13 protein-coding genes are annotated in these 16,803 nt (G+C 55.1%); 3 read left to right on the top strand and 10 right to left on the bottom strand.

Features of this window, described 5'->3' with window-relative positions; translation table 11 throughout:
* Positions 1 to 58: 58 nt before the first annotated feature.
* Positions 59 to 952, bottom strand: coding sequence for a glycosyltransferase family 2 protein (locus RID11_RS13885; protein WP_350140184.1), 894 nt, complete (start codon positions 950 to 952; stop codon positions 59 to 61).
* 149 nt (positions 953 to 1,101) lie between these two features.
* Between RID11_RS13885 and RID11_RS13880 the strand changes: the two genes are divergently transcribed.
* A complete protein-coding gene (locus RID11_RS13880; protein ID WP_350140182.1) occupies positions 1,102 to 2,211 on the top strand; it encodes a lipid II:glycine glycyltransferase FemX in 1,110 nt (369 codons plus the stop codon).
* Positions 2,212 to 2,397: 186 nt separating this feature from the next.
* Positions 2,398 to 3,348 carry a sulfotransferase gene (locus RID11_RS13875; RefSeq protein WP_350140180.1) on the top strand — a complete coding sequence of 317 codons (951 nt, stop codon included), beginning with the start codon at positions 2,398 to 2,400 and terminating at the stop codon, positions 3,346 to 3,348.
* Between the two features lie 21 nt (positions 3,349 to 3,369).
* On the opposite strand, the gene RID11_RS13870 is transcribed toward RID11_RS13875, so the two are convergent.
* From RID11_RS13870 to RID11_RS13835, 8 genes are all read right to left on the bottom strand, one after another.
* Positions 3,370 to 4,899, bottom strand: a complete 1,530-nt coding sequence (locus tag RID11_RS13870) for an oligosaccharide flippase family protein (protein ID WP_350140178.1) — start codon at positions 4,897 to 4,899, stop codon at positions 3,370 to 3,372.
* A 264-nt stretch (positions 4,900 to 5,163) separates the two neighbouring features.
* Positions 5,164 to 8,016, bottom strand: coding sequence for a right-handed parallel beta-helix repeat-containing protein (locus RID11_RS13865; protein WP_350140176.1), 2,853 nt, complete (start codon positions 8,014 to 8,016; stop codon positions 5,164 to 5,166).
* 113 nt (positions 8,017 to 8,129) lie between these two features.
* On the bottom strand, positions 8,130 to 9,521 hold the full coding sequence (locus RID11_RS13860) for an efflux transporter outer membrane subunit (protein WP_350140174.1): 1,392 nt from the start codon (positions 9,519 to 9,521) through the stop codon (positions 8,130 to 8,132).
* Between the two features lie 158 nt (positions 9,522 to 9,679).
* On the bottom strand, positions 9,680 to 10,993 hold the full coding sequence (locus RID11_RS13855) for an HlyD family type I secretion periplasmic adaptor subunit (RefSeq protein WP_350140172.1): 1,314 nt from the start codon (positions 10,991 to 10,993) through the stop codon (positions 9,680 to 9,682).
* A 10-nt stretch (positions 10,994 to 11,003) separates the two neighbouring features.
* Positions 11,004 to 12,734, bottom strand: a complete 1,731-nt coding sequence (locus tag RID11_RS13850) for a type I secretion system permease/ATPase (RefSeq protein WP_350140170.1) — start codon at positions 12,732 to 12,734, stop codon at positions 11,004 to 11,006.
* Positions 12,735 to 12,963: 229 nt separating this feature from the next.
* Positions 12,964 to 13,602: a VPLPA-CTERM sorting domain-containing protein gene (locus tag RID11_RS13845; protein ID WP_350140168.1), complete on the bottom strand. Its 639-nt coding sequence runs from the start codon at positions 13,600 to 13,602 to the stop codon at positions 12,964 to 12,966.
* 324 nt (positions 13,603 to 13,926) lie between these two features.
* Positions 13,927 to 14,148 carry a hypothetical protein gene (locus RID11_RS13840; RefSeq protein WP_350140166.1) on the bottom strand — a complete coding sequence of 74 codons (222 nt, stop codon included), beginning with the start codon at positions 14,146 to 14,148 and terminating at the stop codon, positions 13,927 to 13,929.
* Between the two features lie 270 nt (positions 14,149 to 14,418).
* Positions 14,419 to 15,213 carry a VPLPA-CTERM sorting domain-containing protein gene (locus RID11_RS13835; protein WP_350140164.1) on the bottom strand — a complete coding sequence of 265 codons (795 nt, stop codon included), beginning with the start codon at positions 15,211 to 15,213 and terminating at the stop codon, positions 14,419 to 14,421.
* 150 nt (positions 15,214 to 15,363) lie between these two features.
* Between RID11_RS13835 and RID11_RS13830 the strand changes: the two genes are divergently transcribed.
* The gene (locus RID11_RS13830; RefSeq protein WP_350140163.1) at positions 15,364 to 15,549 is read left to right on the top strand and encodes a hypothetical protein; all 186 of its coding nucleotides are present in this window, start codon (positions 15,364 to 15,366) and stop codon (positions 15,547 to 15,549) included.
* 480 nt (positions 15,550 to 16,029) lie between these two features.
* Here the strand turns inward: RID11_RS13830 and RID11_RS13825 are convergent, their stop codons facing one another.
* Positions 16,030 to 16,626: a beta-barrel domain-containing protein gene (locus RID11_RS13825; protein WP_350140161.1), complete on the bottom strand. Its 597-nt coding sequence runs from the start codon at positions 16,624 to 16,626 to the stop codon at positions 16,030 to 16,032.
* Positions 16,627 to 16,803: the final 177 nt, after the last annotated feature.

Below are 16,803 nucleotides of genomic sequence, written 5' to 3'. Positions count from 1 at the left end.
TTCCTCCGAAAACAAATTCATTCCGGCCATGCTCTTAGGGTCCTTTTCAAAAGATAAATCACGTCCAACGTTTCACCAGCCGTCTGGGCAGGTATCGCAGCGCACCCAAACCGGAATAGGGCTGCGCCCCAAGAAACACACCGAAGCAGCGCAGGGCATCGCCGAGCCGGGCTTGTTGCAGCAACCGCACCACTTCACCCGGCATGGCCTGACCGTAATAGGTTTTCCAGCGTTTGAGTGTCCGCGCGAGGTAATTCGGATCTTCCAGAAACCCGCCGGGGCCGAAATGACGTCTCAGAACCCGCGCATGATTGGTATAGAGTTTTGATGGGGATCGGGTCTGCTGGCCCTGATGTTTGCGATAGGACATGACCAGTTCGCCATGACAGAATCCTGCCATGCGATCGCCCAGCAGGCGGATGTTCAGGTCATGATCGGCGCAGTTCAACGCTTCGGGGCGGAACCCGCCAATCCGGTCCAGCGCCGATTTTCGGTACATGCATTGGGAAAAGGACGGTGTCGTGTTCATCGCGACATCCCGACCGGAAAACTGACGAACGGCCTGTCGGTTCTCCCTCAGTATCTCATCCGTCTCTGATATCTGCAGATTGGAGCCGAACACCATGTCAATTTCGGGCCTGCCTTCGAAAGCGGCGGCATGCAGGGCAATTGCGTTGCCGTGCAACACGTCGTCGTGATCAAGGAAAAGAACAAAGTCACCGGTGGCCCGGGAAAGACCAGTGTTTCGAGCCGCTGAATCTCCGGCATTGTCTTGACGGATGGTCAGAACATCAGCGAACGAGCTTGCTACATTGAAGCTATTATCCGTCGAGCCATCGTCGACAACTATGACCTCGCAATCCGCCACATCCTGGGCCAACGCGCTTTGAATGGTGGCTGCCAGAAACGCCCCTGAGTTATATGCCGGGATGACGATAGAATATTTGGGCATTTGACTCTTTGCATCAAAAATTTACTGATCGATTTCAGTATTGCCAGATATCCGTTTGAGTTAAAGTCCGAGTTCATCCTAAACTGACGGCGCACCGCACAAAATCATCAAACCCTTCCTGAAAAATCTTGAATACAGAGATAGTCCGAATGGAAATTGAAGTCCAAGACGCACTTTCAGATCGCTTGACGGCTGAGTGGGATGGGTTCTTATCAAATGCCGTACATCAGCATGTCCGGCAAGATCCTCGATTCGGTCCTGTGGATCTGGCCGAAGGAAACGAAGTCCGATATGCTCTGGGCCGGGAAAATGGCGGGGTCAAAGCCGTTGGTCTGTTCACCTTGCGGCCTCATCCATTTCTGCCCGGGGCTTTTACGAATGCGATTAGCCTCAGTGGCCCGGTATCGGATGATCCGGCAGTGTTCGTCAGCTTCATGGAAGGCGTGCGAAGGCACAAGGCTTTCGCGAAAGTCGGGCGTATCTCTGTTACGCCTTACTGGCTGGACGAGCAGGCCGAAGAGCTTGGCGCTCACTTGGCGGGACGCGGCTGGATCATGTCGGAACCTCGGTACCTGCGTTTGACGGGCATTGTCGATATAACCGGAACGGCTTCGGATATTGCCAGCCAGTTTTCTCAGACATGCCGCCGCAAACTTCGCAAGGCTGAAAAGGAGGACTTGGAGGTTGTGGCGCTGCAGGAGGATGCCGATGCTGCAGATTTTCTTGCAAGATTGAACTGCCATCGCACAGAGCGTGGATTAGGTGCCCTAAGACAAGACGCCTTCATGACGACCTTTGAACATGTGTATCGCGGCGGTGATCTCGGGGTCATACGGGTCATTTATCACCGTGGCCGGTTTGTGGCCGGAATCGTGCTTCACCGCAGTCGGGACACCACACATTTCATCTATTCTGTTCATGATGATGAGGTCTTGGCGGAGCTCAACAATCTTCGAATTTCGCCGTTTCTCATGCTGGATGCCATGAAATGGGCCAGTGAGAAGGGGTGTCGCTATTTTGACCTCGAGGGTTACGGAAATCCTGATGATCCCGACAACCCACTAAAACATATCCACAAATACAAATCGGAGTTTAAGCCGACGCCCACCCTAAGGGTACCGCAGCATCACAAGATTTCCAACAGAATGATCTATCTGTCCGGGAATTTCAAAGATATCCTCAAGAACTGGATAAAAGCTAAAATTTTGAAAAGGCAGAAGTATTTCGATTCAAAATGGCATCACAAGGATCCCAGATGATCGTCGAAGAAGTATGAAATGTATTTTTCCAGGACGCTGAGAGGCTTGATCCGACCGGTGCTCCGTGCTGGGTATCCTTCGAAATCTGAGCGGCTTACCATTAAGTCGCTACCTGATCGAATCGACCATCCTGTCGTTTGAAGGCGTTGCAGAGTGGCCTTCATGAGCTAATACGAGAGTAAATTAATGGAACAGAAATCCACCACGTCCTTTGGGCACAGGAATTATCTCACAAAGCATCTCAATACGGTTGCGGTACTCTCTTTTTGGCCGCTGGAAAAAATGTTGACCTACCGGGCCAACGAAACTGACTGCGATATCTGTTTTGTATTTGGTCCTCCACGCTCCGGAACAACTCTGTTGTATGAGATGATTACGGCAGAATTTGAATGTGCTTATTTTCCGAACATAGCCCAACGGCTTTATCGTGCCCCCGTTGCCGCGACTTGGATATACAGGAATGCCATTAAGCGCAGGAAAGGGTCCTTTGACAGCACCTTTGGAGAATTGCCTGGGAATGCTGCGCCCAGTGAAGATGGGCGTATATGGCGTTATTGGATGCCTTATTTTGCACCGCACACGCATGCGGGAAAGGGAATCTCCAGACCGGAAATACAGACGAAACTGTCTGCGATGTGCAATATTCTCGGGCGACCGATGGTTATCAAGTATCTTCACTTTCACAGTGAACTGCCCAGATTGATCGAGTTTTTCCCCAACGCGGTCTTCATAAATATCGAAAGGAACTGGAAGGATAATGTCAGATCCATCCTGAAATGGAGGAAGATAAGGAAAGGGCCGGATTCCAAAGAATGGTTTTCGGCTCAACCGGAAGGGTGGGAGAAATACATGGATTGTGATCCTGTAACCCAAGCCTGTGCTCAAGTGGCTTTAAGTCATAAGGCGATTTTGAAATACTTGGGTGACTCTGATCGACTTCTGTCTCTCTCTTATGACGCGGTTTGCAGAAACCCAATGAGAGCCATGGAGCAAGTCGAGGAACTGTTCAATAAAGGCGGGCTTCGCTGCAATCGTAAATTCCAGATCTCAAAGTCTTTTCAGGTTCATGGACAGAAAGAGCTGGAACCAGAGATTGAGGCACAGATACAGAACGCCCTGATGCGATTTCAGCCTTGACCTGCCGCCTCTTGATATGGGCTATAACGCCACCAATCGCAGAAGCCGTGCTTTGGCCTTCTGAACCTGCGCAATACCAAAAGTCTCGATGCCGTTTGGTCTGCCGCTGAGTGCCCATAGGGTGAAGTGCATGCCAAGATAGGCAGCAAGACCGAGACCACATTTGACCACCAAAAGCATCACGGCAGCCGGAACGGTCGTGTTAGCAGTGGTCGACGGCCCCCACATCACCACGACAGTAATGGTCAGGACCATGCAGACGCCTGCGAGAAGGCTTCTCCATGCCTTCAGGAAAGGTGCACGAAAACTCGCGTTGGTTTCTTTGCCCGCAAGCATAAGGGTTAATACTAAGGCGAAGACCTTGACGACCGCGCTCGCCAGGATGACCCCCTCGAAACCGCCCCAGGCTACCCCGGCCGTAATGATCGGCATGGCAACACAGAAAATGAGCAGATTCCGAAAGAACATCTTCTCGGGCGCATCGTTAATATAGATCAGAGCCCTGACACCGCTCTCGAGCGTATTTAGCGCAATAAGCGGGGCCAGCACCCACATCACAGGGGCCGCCGCCAGCCAGTTAGGGCCGGCCAAGATTCGAAGAATCTCCGTGGCGCATAATGCCGTCAACAGACCCATTGGAAGCACCACGCCTATGAAAACAGACTGCGTCTCGAGATAGGCGCTTTTCAATGCGGCCTTGTCCTGACCCTTGGTCGCCAAACCGGCGTAGATCACCCGCCCCATTGGTTGCGCAAATTGTCGTGACCCAAGCTCTGCAATATCCACGCCCATCCGGTAGATACCTACTGCAGAAACGCCCAAGTATGGCCCGAGGATCAACCGGTCTACGCGTCCTGAGAGAAAGTTGAACAGATTTCCGAACATCACCCAGAGTCCGAACCGGAAGAAATTGCGCCATTTTGTCAGGCAAAGCCTCGGACGATATGGAGCAACCCAATGGGAATGAAGAGCGACGATGCTGGACATCACGATGAGACCGGTCACCGGTGCCCAGTAATTGCCCCAGATAAAACCAAGCGCAATAACAGAACAGGTCGTCAGGGTCCGTGCCAGCAAAACCTGAAACGCGGCCGGGGCGAACTTCAGATCTTTCTCCAAGAGCATGAAGCGTGGGCTCGGCAGCGTTCCGATAATCGGGACGATCGCGATCCAGCTCAGAACAGCATAAAGCTCGGGTGCATCGACCCACATGGCCACCGGGCCTGCAGACAGGGCAATCCCCCCTGCAACGATCAGGCCGGTCAGGAACCGTAATGTAAATAGAGTATCGAGGTGTTCGTTTGTTACCTCCGGCAACCGAACCAGGGAAAAGTGGAAATGACGATAAAAGCAATTGTCGGTGAGCGTGCTGACAAAAACCGCATAAGCGAAGATGCCGAAATCCGCCGGTGTCAGAAGTCGGCCCAGAACGGCGACAGTGACGATGCCCAGTATTCGCACTCCGATACTGGTACCGAAATGCAGAATCGCGCCATTGCTGATTTTTGCCCGAATTCCAGCGTCTGGTGAGCTTTGAGGCTTGGTATTCATCTCGCAAAGATTGTGTTTGAACTGGAAAGCACGTCACTCTCTTTCGCTACCATTGGGCGGCACGCCGCGCTGGCGTACCAAAAGAGTATCTCACATCAGATCAAGCTGTGCCTCTACAATTAACGTCTATTCTTTCGGATCTTAGACCTTGGCGTGGCACGTCGCGCCTGTGACCTGCCATGGGGATTCTTCTCCATTAGGAAGTATGGAGGGCGAGGCCCCATGGCAGGCCACTCTGCCAATGGCAAACCCAGGTCGACTCTGTCAGACACTCAACATCGGGTCTTCAGGGATGAACTGGGCACTGTCGTCAATCTCGATACCGGTGACCGTGCCGTCAAAGGTTGGGCCCCAAGCCCTGCCGATCATGTAACCCCAGTCGCCTGTGCCATGTTGAACAATGTCAAGGTCACGGCTGGTGTCATCCAGCACCACTTCATCGTCAATAATGATCTGTAGACGGTCAAGCTCGCCATCGGCGATGATACGGAGACTGTGCGCTTCACCATCATTCAACCCGGACTCCATGATCCTGAACCCGTCTTTGAAAGGATTATCCGCCTGTCCTACCCGAACCCCGAGCATATCGCCGTTCATAGTGATCCCAAGTCGACCATGGTTCCACAACAGAATGTCGAAGCCGTCAGGATCGTCACGCTGGAACTCCAAATCGACAGTGATCTGGTCGGAGGCGTGGTATTCATCAAACCGACCCAAATTGATGAAATCGCGTTCACCATCAAGGATCAGGGCACTTTGGCCGAGACGATCAGCCACATGCGCATCGTCAGCAAATTTCACATCGTGGTCCGGCGTTGCAAGGGTTTCAAAGATCTCGAAACCGTCAAGTTCCCACCGCGGTGCGGTGGCTTCCTCATCAGATGGACTTTCGGGTGCGGTCTCATCCGTTTCTTCATTGGGGGTGACGTCGGACTCAGGTGGCTCTGTGGGGGGCTCTGAAAGATCGGGAACCGCATTGACGGGGTCCTCGCTCACGTATCCTTCCACGACTACATCCGAATCAGGTTGCCCCGGTGTAGAAGCCAAAGGAGTGGTCCCCTCGTAGATGGAATAGTCTGATGCGGCCACGTCCAGATCAAAGGAATGCATTTGTCCATCGAAAGATTCCCTCCGTGCATCTCCGAACTTGAGACCGTGATTTATGCCTTGCGTTACGTTGCCGGTGAATTCTGTCATGTCTACGACCGTGCCATCCACAACAAGACGAAGAGTCTCACTCGCATCGTCCAGTTGAAGCTCAAAGGTATGGATGCCGCCGTCATTGAGATTCAAGCCATCGCTCGCCAAGGAGAATTCAGCCGCGTCATCATCCCAAAGAGAGACTTTAATATCCCCGGACTGGTCGGCTTGTACTCCAAGGACGCCATGGAGACGAAGAATCCAGCCTTGACTGACACCGGGCTGATCAGCCTCGAACGCCATTGAGAGTTCAAAGCTCTTGCTTCCAAGAAAATTACTGAAATGCTCAGGCTGAATTTGCGTGAAAGTCTCTGACGCGCTCAAGTCTACCGTCATTCCACCGCTGCCTCCATCAAACGAGGCTATGTCAGTTCCTGCAAGCGCAGTCTCCGTACCATAGGACTGCAGGTAGAACGTGCCATCGTCAGAATTGAACCGAAGGGCATCGCTTCCTATAACGCGCGCATCGCTTTCAGCCGTGACCGTCGTTCCATCCGCCAAAACCACATCCAGCGCCACATCATAAATGCCTGCCGCTCCAAACCTGTGTTCAATGACCTGACCCGTTGCCGTCGTTCCGTCTCCAAAGGTCCAGTGGAATTCTGCATCATCAACTGTGATTGCTCCGGTCGGACCATAGGTATGGCTCGCATCAAAGACCAATGTTAGGCTGTCGCTGCCTTTGGAGTGGATATCGAACTGGGTTGTAAGTGTGTCAGGCGACGTCTCTAGACCCATCCAGGTTACGCCCGCGCCTGATTTTGCAAGTTCCCCATCGGGGTCCAGGACGAATGCGCCAGCCTGACCATTCGTGGAAGACGCAATGAACTGATCTTTGTAGTAGCCTGCAAGTTCTGGCGCATCGTTCTGAAGGCTCAGATTGTTCCGGATCGTCCATGTTGGGTCCGGATTGTCGGAAAATGAACCTACTTGGACATTTTCTTCGACCAAAACATTACGCGATTCGTTGCTAGTGATTATTGGTGCAAATCTTGCATCCGGGTGTTCCGCATCAAGCAACGTGTTGTTGCGGATTATTACGCCATCCGTTTGTCCAACCGCAATACCGTGTTGGTGGGAGCCGTGGATCAGATTGTCTTCAACGGTGATGTCTTGAAAAAGCCATGCATCATCTTTGGTCCAACCATATTTGTTATTGCCGATGAAAATCATTTGGGTGACGTCGCCGTCGCCGATATCCAGAATGTTCCCGCGGATTGTAAGGCCTGCCGTTATCGTTTCTACATTCCCACCTGCCATAACCTGAATCATGTCGGCATGGTCTCCACTTTCGCGGTTAACGCGAAAATCATGAATATGATTGCCTTCAAAGAGCACCGATTTGTTTTGAGCAAAGTTCACGCCGTCTGACCGAATATCGTGAATGTCATTGTTAGTTATCGTGAGATTTTCAGAGAGGCCCAAGGACATGCCTTTCCACCAGGATTTGAACTCGGTGTTGTCGATCGTCACGTCTGACGACGCCCTGACCCCCAGACCAAAACCGGTACCATAGCCATCAGCCGATGTCCCGGTTCCAGAGGCGACATCCCCATCGAATACTGAATTCCTAATGGTGATATTGTTGCTTTCAGAAATTAGAAAGGGTTTTGCCCAGAGTGGGTCACCTTCTTGGTACTGGTAATCAAAATGGATATTGTCAAAAGTGATATTGGACGCGCCGATGATATTCATCGACGCGACCGCCGCCGGGTTATCTGCGTCAGCGGAAACAATCGTAACTGGACTGTCATAGGTGAAATCAAAACTGGTTTTGTGGTTCAAATTCAGCTTCCCATAATCCCCCCCCGCGAGCTCGATTGTATCGCCACCCGTGGCCGAAGCCAGGGCACTCATGAGGTCTTCCGAGTTTGAAACCGAAAAGATTTTGGACATTTTGGACTCCGCCTGTGTCATGGGATGAGACTTGTCTCTCTCGCGCAGAATAGAACAAGCGAGGATGGCCTATCTGAGACAGCACTATGGCGGAAGGATGTTTTGTTTCCGTGTCGTTTTGAGCAGTAAGCTGCCTACTTCGCAGCGACCTCCTCCCCCACTGCATGCCCCGACCCAAGATTCACATTGAGTTCCACGAAGCTGCGTCCCACCTGGCGGAGGGTTTCGGCGAGGGCGGTGTTGGCGGTGGCGACGCTTTGTTCTGCGTCGATCAGGTCGCGGATGGTGGCGCCGTCTCCGGTGACGATCTGGCGGGTCAGCGTGACCACTTCCTTGTAGAGCCGCACGGTTTCTTCCGATGCGCGCCGTGCCGAGAGGGCTGCAGAATAATTGGCCAATGAGCTTTCAACATCTCGAATGGCCTCAAGCACGGTCAGTTGCCATTGTGTATGGGATTGCCGGACCCGCGATTCACGCTGATCGACCGTGGCACGCCGGGCGCTGTTCGGCAGGATCGGGAAGGTAAGCGCGGGGCCAAAGAAATACTCGGTTCCCCGAGATCCTGACAGCGAGGTCTGTGTGATCGTGCCGCTGAGCGACAGTTGAGGATAAAGGTCGGCCCGCGCGCCCGCCACATCGCGGAAGGCCGCATAGTAGCTGCGCTCGGCCACGCGGATATCCGGGCGATTGCGCAGGAGATCCGCCGGTATGCCCACTTGGGGAGAGAGCGAGACGCGCGGCTGGCGCGCGGCCTGATCGAGGTCAAGCTCGAGGGTTCCGGGCACCTTGCCCGTGAGCACCGCGATCTCGTTCTTGGCGGCGTCGATCGCGGCCTTGATTGCGGGAATTTCGGACCGGGTTTCGGAGACGAGTGCGCGTGCCTTGACCACATCGACCCGGGTGGCGGCATTGCCCTCCTGCAGGCGCTCGATCAGCTCCAGCGTCTGTTGTCGCGAGGCCAGTTCCGAGCGACGCAGGCGCAGGCTCGCCTGTTGAAAGCGCAAGTCCACATAGGTGTTGGAAATGTTGAGCAGCAGCAGGAGGCGGGCTGCGTCTACTTCGGCATCGGCGACCTCGATCCGGGCACCGGCTGCATCGATCTGGGCCCGGCGTCCGCCATAGATATCGAGGATCCATTCAAAGCCCAATGAGGCTTCGCTGACAGTATCGGTGCGCCCGAACTCGTCGCGTTCGCGACGGGCCCCGGCCCGCGGCGAAAGAAACGCCGACGTCGGCACGCTGCGCTGGATCGCTTTCGCCTCGTTCACCCGTTCCTTGGCGATGTCGAGATTGAGATTTCCCTCCAACCCGGTCTCGACAAGGGAGTTCAGAGTGGGATCCTCGAACCTTGTCCACCAGTCAGTATTGCTGAGTAGAACCGGGGCCCCGCTCTTCGCGGACTTGTAGGAGGACAAGAAAGAAAACAGGGGCGCCTTGTAAGGCTCACTCGAGCAGCCTGCCACGAATGACAGCCCTGTCAGAGCAATGAATATGGGTGACGCCCTGCGCCCGATCCGGCCCACCATAAGCTATATCCTGCCTCATTGCGCATGCGTTCCGGATTTTGGCTCCGGTTGATTACACACGACCACTCAGCATCAGCATGCCCTGAAATGCCTTTGAAAACAAGATTCACGGCTTGATGATTACAGATTGTGCCATTGGCGCATCACTTCAGGAGGCCTCAATCGTCCCGGAAGGCGCGACGCAGCTGGTCGCTCAGCGGTCGGGTGAGATAGCTCAATACCGTACGCTCGCCGGTTTGGAGATAGGCTTCGATCGGCATGCCGGGCAGGATGTCATGAGATCCCAGCTTTTGCAGCTCCGTGGGTGGAATGGCCAGGGTCACACGGTAATAGCTCTGCTGCGTCGCCGGATCGGTAATGCTGTCAGGCGAGATACTTGAGACTGCGCCGAATATTTCGGGGGCGGTGCGGGCGTTGAAGGTGGTAAAGACGACCTTGGCCTTTTGCCCCTGTATGACCTGGTCAATCGCGTTTGGATCGACGCGCACCTCGAAATCCACCCCGTCCGAAATCGGAATGATCTGCAGGATCGTCTCGCCTGGCGGCACGACACCGCCGGAGTTGAAGACCTGCATTTCATGCACGATGCCATCTACCGGTGCGACCACCTCTATCCGATCAAGCTGTTTGCGGGCGGTTACAATCTGCAAATGCAGCTCTTCGCCCTCCATCACCGCCTCTCGCAGGTCGGTGACCACCTGTTCCTTGAACTGCCGTTCCGATTGCAGGATCTCAAGCTCGGTGTCGCGAATGGAATTGCGGATCCGGGCCAGTTCCGATTGATGCTCGGAAATCTCGCCGAGAAGCCGCGCCCGTGAGCGCTGCAATTCGAGCACCTGTCCCTCGCGCGCCAGCCCTTCCGCATGCAGCGCGCTGACATCCCCAAGCTCCTGCTCGATAAAGGTCAGCTGATCGCGCTTGGCCTTGATCACCCCGTCGACACCGGAAATCTGGTTGTAGAACTGCGCGACTTTCTCGCGGAGCTGATCCTTGCGGCCCTTCATCACCTCGCGCCGGGCGTCGAAAATCTCCGCTTGCCCTGCATTGATCTGCGCCAGCGGCAGCCCATCGAGATATGTGGTGTCGTAATCGAAGACCACATCCCCGGCATTTATCTGTTCAGCCTGCAAACGGCTGATCTCGGCGTGGGTTTCGGCGAGGCGATTGCGATACATTTCGAGATTGATGCGCAGCAGTGTCGGGTCGAGCCGCAATAGTACATCGCCCGCGCGCACGAGATCACCATCGTTGACGCGGATCTCTTCGACGATCCCGCCATCGAGGTTCTGGACCATCTTGGGCTTGCCGCGCACGACGGCCGAGCCGGAGGCAATGACCGCGCCGCTGATCGGCGTCATATAGGCCCAGCCGAAGAGCATGGTCAGCAATGCCAGACCGGCAAGGATGCCAAGACGGCCTGCACGCGTCAGGTCTGTCTTGAGGGGCGGGGCCGAAAATGCGTCTGCGGTCATTTCTATGCCCTCACTGCGCCACGACGGAGACCGGACGGGGGGTGCCATGCAGCACCTCATCCTTGTCGCCGAACTTCGCCATCCGCCCCTGATGCAGCAGCAGGATCTTGTTGACCGAAGCAAGAGCACTTGGCCGGTGCGCCATCACGACCACCACACAGCCCTTGGCGCGCATTGTGCGGATCGCCTCCGCCAGAGCATCGTCGCCATTGGCGTCGAGATTGGAATTGGGCTCGTCCAGAACGATGAGGCGGGGTGCGCCAAAGACGGCCCGCGCCAAACCCAGACGCTGAAGTTGACCGCCCGAGAGGGGGTGGGTCATTCGGTCCATATGCGTGGCATAGCCGTCGGGCAGGCCGAGGATCATCTCATGCACCCCGGCGATGCGCGCGGCCTCGATGATATCGGGGTCTTTCGCCTCGGGATCGAATCGCGCGATATTCTCGCCGACGCTGCCAGACAGCATGTGCAGAGATTGCGGCAAATACCCGATATGTCGCCCAAGAGCCTCTGGGGTCCATTGATCGAGCGTGGCCCCGTCGAGCCGCACCTCGCCCGCATCCGCCATCCAGGCCCCGACCAGAAGCCGGGCGAGCGTGGATTTTCCTGCTGCACTGTTGCCGACGACACCAAGACCGTCGCCAGCCGACAAGGCAAAACTAACCCGGTCGAGAATACGCGCCCGATCCGCCTGTGCTTCCGGTCCGGCCGGGGCCAGCTTGGTCAGGGCGGTCACCCGCAGGTCACCCGCAGGGGCGGGCAGATCAACGCGGGGCTTCTCGGCGGGCAATTGGCCAAAGATATCGCGCAGACGGCGATGTGCCTCACGCGCCCGCCCGATGGCCCGCCACTGACCGATCACCTGATCGACCGGTGCCAGTGCCCGGCCGGCTATGATCGAAGTGGCGATGATCATGCCCGGGGTAATCTCCTGCCGAAGGGCCAGAAACGCCCCGAGGGTCAAAAGCGCAGATTGCAGAAGCAGCCGAAAGGATTTCGAGAAGGAGGTGAAACCTTCGGAGCGATCGCTGCCCACCTGGCCTGTCGCCAGGCTCGCATCATGCATCTGTCGCCAGCGTGCGACCAGACGTTCGCGCATGCCGAGCGCGTGCAAGGTTTCCGCATCATTGCGGGCCTGATCGACAAGGTTGCGCTCTGATCCTTCCATCGACATCGCCTGGTGGATTGATTTCTGGGCCATGAGCTGATTGAGCAGCGCTGCCGCTGCCACGATCCCGGCCCCGGCCAGCGTCAGCCAGCCCAGCCAGGGATGAATGAGAAACACCAGACCCAGAAAGAGCGGCATCCAGGGCAGATCAAAGAGCCCGGTAGCGGCCGGGCTGCTCATGAAGCCGCGCACCAGTTCCAGGTCGCGCACCGGCTGCGCACGCGGGTCAACCCGTGAGCGGCCCCCGATAGACCCTGCACGCAGGGCAAACCGAAACGCCTCGTCCCCCACTCTGGAATCGAGACGCAATGCAGCACGGGACAAGAGACGCGCCCGTAGGAAATCATAGAGCCCCAGAAAGCTGTAGAGCAGGATGACGATACCGAAGAGCCCCAGAAGCGTTGCCACCGATCCGGACGAGAGCACACGGTCGTAGACCTGCAGCATGTAGATCGGCCCGGTCAGCATCAGCAGGTTGATGGCAGCACTGAACAGCCCCACCAGCAGGAATGTCCCGCGCAGCCCCCTCAACGCTCCGAGATAAGCATTACTCGCCGTTTTTTTATGCCGCATGCCGCTCCGCCAATGCCTGTCCTGCCTACCAGTTTCGCGCTCTCTTTAAGCGACAATCCTGCCCCTATCGCGCAATTGTCTACAAACTTTCCACAGCGGAATGGCGAATTTATGGCAGAATCCCGATCTTCGGCTGGTTTTCGCGCAGAGATTTACCCAAACGCGGCGCATTAACGAAAACATCCCCCGAAACGGGGGTTGTTGCCATGCTTGTGAGTGTGAGCTTTTGTCAGCTAGCCTTGCGCAGACGTCGGGAGGCCATGCCAAGACCACCGAGCGCGGTAATCAGCAGAAGGCCACCAGCGGGGAGTGGGATGGCGGCGATCTCTTTACCAAAGAATGTGATGTGAGAGATATCACTCGTGCTGTTGCCCTGCGGAGAGAACCAGCCAGTAAACATCTGCGATCCACCACTTGCAGTAGGTGCCGTATCAAACTCCCAGACATTATACTTGTTGCCACCCTTGATCGAGAAAGCAAACACCGCTGCGAGCGACCCATTCGGGTTATATGTCCACTTCAAATCACTACCGATAACCTCAAAAGCGAAGGTGCCAGCGCCTAAAATAGAGCCTGCGGATACGACGGGGGTGGCGTCAAAAGGATCATCTATCTTCGCTATCTGATTCAACGTACCATAGTTATTGGTTGTATATGCTGCTGCTGCACCAGCGCCTGGGCCACTGAAATAATAATCATCTTGGCTTTCATAGACACAATTTGGAGGGGACCCAAAATCTCCACTACAGTCATTGACTCCTGGTGGCGTGGGACCGTCGCTCGTGAACTTCAGCGTCGCTGCTGAAGCTTCGTTCGAAGACACAATGAAAGCTGCGGCGATCAAAGCCGTAACACCACTGATCGCCATTTTTTTCCTCAGTCCAAACATCTTCCTTACCTCGCTAATATGCGAACGGTGAAATCACTTCTGAAGGATACTCAGATACCAGCGACCTTCACGCACAACCACAGAAGCCACCTGAAGAACTGATTTTCGCCTTATTTTGGTATCGAGTCAAAGAAATCAGCTGGCGCGCAACCCTTGGGGGAATTATGAAGCCGCTCAGGGGAACGCGCACACGCTGGCGCTGAATCTTCTTGAGATATGGAAACAAAAGCAGCGGTTTTGTTTGCTGTCGCAGAAATATGCTTGCGGAAGTGATTCGGCTTTTGTCGCTGCCCAAGGCCCGGATCAGCTGCCTTGCGGACCAGCCAGCGCATAGGGTTCGCCCTGCTCGGCATTTTCCCGAGGATCAGGACGCAGGGCGATACATACGGCCAAACCCAGAACACTGACTGCGCCTATCGCGGCATAGATCAGAAGTGCAATCCAGATCGAATAGCCAAGCAGCAGAGCGCCGGCACCTACGGTGCCCCCAAGCATTGTTCCGACCAGAATCAGCCCAACGATCATGTAATGCCCCTCTTATGCTCACAACCTGTGATTGAAGATATGCACTTAACTCGCCCATGTAAAGATAATCCTACTTTGAGACCAAAGCTAAGCACGATTAAGGCAAAATATTGTCATGAAACCGTTACCAGACCCTGCGAGCGCGACATTTTCCGCGCGTGTGAGTCTCGTGTGCAACAGCCCAAGGCCCGCACACAGCAAAAGGGCCGTGGCATCGCAGCCACGGCCCTTCTCATGAGATCGGGGCCACTGCCCCGTCGAAAGCCTTGATCAGGCCGCCTTGCGACGACGCGCGGCGATGCCCAGACCACCGAAGGCGGTCAGCAGCAGCCAGCCGGCGGCGGGAAGCGGGATGGGGGCGACTTGACCCTCAAACGTCACGTTGGGTGTGAAATTGGAATACTCAGCGAAATCGGAAAATTGCGGCAGACCAATCTGGTAAGAGGCCATGCTGAGACGCTGGAACGTCAGCCCGGAGGTGTCGGTCCCAGACTCGGGGACCCAGTCACCGAAGATGAAATCGAACTCGTTGTTGGCACCGACTTGCGCCTGAGCCAATGTCTCATCTTCATCCGTCGAATTGGTCGCAAACTGACCTGCGACATTCCAGTTCGTGGATCCGTTGTTGTTCACGACTTCGATCGAGTAGATGAAGCGTTCCGGAACCAGCACGTCGGCGATAGCTATATCAACGAATGTTGTCTCAGGACCTCCGTTGCCACCTGCCAGAAAATGGTCACTGGTTTGAGTGTGAATCAGGCTGCCTACTCCCGGAGTTGTTCCCGAAAGATCTACATTAAAAAAATCGACTTTGATCTCGGCAGTATAGTCGGCGCCGAAATTCGAGGTGTCCCAGATGAGCTTGTTGAGCGTTGCAGGGCCACCGGCAAGGCTGATATCATCTCCCATCTTGGTCGCGGTCCCCGCACATGTTGGACACAAGCCGCCAAGCCGATCTGCGGGTGCCTCATAAAGTGTGGTTGCCTGAGCCGAGGAGACCCCGGACGCCAGCAATACCACAAAGGCGAGTGCCGGGATTGTTCCGGCGAGTTTGAATATCTTCATCTTTCACTCCTTTACTAAAAGACGCCCCCGCATCGCACGGCAGATTATGGCGAAAACACGGCGAGGCTGCCCGACCATGTGATTCACCGCAACCCTTGCGCCCCGAAAAATCACAGATCGAGGTCAGAAAATTAATCATATTGTAGACGAATGCTGAACAATCCTGCTGAAGAAGCCCGGATCGGCCACGAATCCATCGCGGAAATCACCTTCGCATTGATCGTTGGTCGTAAAGGTCGTGCGTCTGACCAGAAAGCGGCGATGAGTCTTTTCAGCACTCAATACGGCCGACCGCCCGTGACCAATAACAGCCTGTGTCCGGAGAATGGCATGTAGCACGCCGCACAATATCACCGCCGCGTGTTGATGAAGCGTAAAGGAAATTAGCTGAAGCCACAGAACTGGAGCGCCGCACGGGCGCAGCCACTGCCGCAAAGTTAGCCTTCCTCTCCCCATTACTCTTTCATTTCATAACGAATATGTTGAACGAGTTGCGTTCAACATGTCGTATATTTTTCTCAACAAAATCGTTATGCAACTCAAGAATTTTGCCATTTCCTGCGGTGACTAGGGCCTTTTATGGTTGCCGCCGGTAGTGCAAGTCGCTTTTGACCCTATTGGCGCGTGATCGAATGAAGTCTTTTGTAAGGCCTTTCAACGCGGCGCTATCAGAAGCCGCTGGCCGATATCGTGATCCGCGGGACGGGCCCAAATCTGTAGAGCGAGCTTTGAGCTCGTAGGCCCTATCTGGTTTTCTCATCCCAGTTCCGGTCTTCGTGACCACTATTCAATAGGTGTGTGTGGGGTTTGGCCTCTCTACTGTTCGCGGAACGCTCGTGTCATGCTGTCTGCGACTGGTTTGGCAATATACTGCGCGAAAGTCCGCGTTGCAGTTTGGATCATGACCTCTGTAGGCATACCAGGCGTGGGTACAAAGTCGCCAACCCGGCTCAACTCTTCTGCTGATAGCGTTATCCGCGCGACATAGACCTCTTGCGGGATGCCATCGGTAGCTTCTGTCACCGCGTCAGCTGAGATATAGTCGACCGTTCCGTTAAGGACAGGTGTCGTACGGATATTGAGTGCCGTCAATCGCACTATGGCTTTTTGCCCGAGTCGGACGCTATCGATATCCGTCCGGGGAATCAGGGTTTCGATGATCAAGGGAGCATCTGTCGGTATAATCTCGGCAATTGGTTTACCCGGCTCGATCACACCACCAGCAGTGACATAGTGCAGGCGGACTACAGTTCCGGATACAGGCGCCAGTACCTCTGATCGGGTCATAATATTCTCGGCTTTTCGGAATTTCTCGCGAACGCTCTCCAGTTCCGACTGGATAATTTGCAATTCATCGAGTGCCGTTTCCCGGTACAGACCGAGTGCTTTATCTTTCTGTTTGAGATGCTTCATCTTGAGCTCTTGCGTTTCGTAAACCTCAGCTTCGACCGTAACCGCGCCATTGGCACCGCCTGCCTGAGGCTGGGGCGATGATCTAAGAGACGTCGCTAAAGACGTCATTAGCGACGTCTCTTATGCGGGGTCTGGAATGCGTGGCGAAATTCTTGGGGCGGAGCGGCGACGCTTTTG

It is taken from the genome of Roseovarius sp., assembly GCF_040219995.1.
GTDB lineage: Bacteria > Pseudomonadota > Alphaproteobacteria > Rhodobacterales > Rhodobacteraceae > Roseovarius.
The sequence above is the reverse complement of the archived record's forward strand: the minus strand, read 5'-3'. Positions and strand labels throughout refer to the sequence as shown.

Coding starts and splice junctions, on each gene's coding strand:
- RID11_RS13885 (WP_350140184.1), bottom strand. CDS start 952: ATGCCCAAATATTCTATCGTCATCCCGGCATATAACTCAGGGGCGTTT.
- RID11_RS13880 (WP_350140182.1), top strand. CDS start 1,102: ATGGAAATTGAAGTCCAAGACGCACTTTCAGATCGCTTGACGGCTGAG.
- RID11_RS13875 (WP_350140180.1), top strand. CDS start 2,398: ATGGAACAGAAATCCACCACGTCCTTTGGGCACAGGAATTATCTCACA.
- RID11_RS13870 (WP_350140178.1), bottom strand. CDS start 4,899: ATGAATACCAAGCCTCAAAGCTCACCAGACGCTGGAATTCGGGCAAAA.
- RID11_RS13865 (WP_350140176.1), bottom strand. CDS start 8,016: ATGACACAGGCGGAGTCCAAAATGTCCAAAATCTTTTCGGTTTCAAAC.
- RID11_RS13860 (WP_350140174.1), bottom strand. CDS start 9,521: ATGGTGGGCCGGATCGGGCGCAGGGCGTCACCCATATTCATTGCTCTG.
- RID11_RS13855 (WP_350140172.1), bottom strand. CDS start 10,993: ATGACCGCAGACGCATTTTCGGCCCCGCCCCTCAAGACAGACCTGACG.
- RID11_RS13850 (WP_350140170.1), bottom strand. CDS start 12,734: ATGCGGCATAAAAAAACGGCGAGTAATGCTTATCTCGGAGCGTTGAGG.
- RID11_RS13845 (WP_350140168.1), bottom strand. CDS start 13,602: ATGGCGATCAGTGGTGTTACGGCTTTGATCGCCGCAGCTTTCATTGTG.
- RID11_RS13840 (WP_350140166.1), bottom strand. CDS start 14,148: ATGATCGTTGGGCTGATTCTGGTCGGAACAATGCTTGGGGGCACCGTA.
- RID11_RS13835 (WP_350140164.1), bottom strand. CDS start 15,213: ATGAAGATATTCAAACTCGCCGGAACAATCCCGGCACTCGCCTTTGTG.
- RID11_RS13830 (WP_350140163.1), top strand. CDS start 15,364: ATGCTGAACAATCCTGCTGAAGAAGCCCGGATCGGCCACGAATCCATC.
- RID11_RS13825 (WP_350140161.1), bottom strand. CDS start 16,626: ATGAAGCATCTCAAACAGAAAGATAAAGCACTCGGTCTGTACCGGGAA.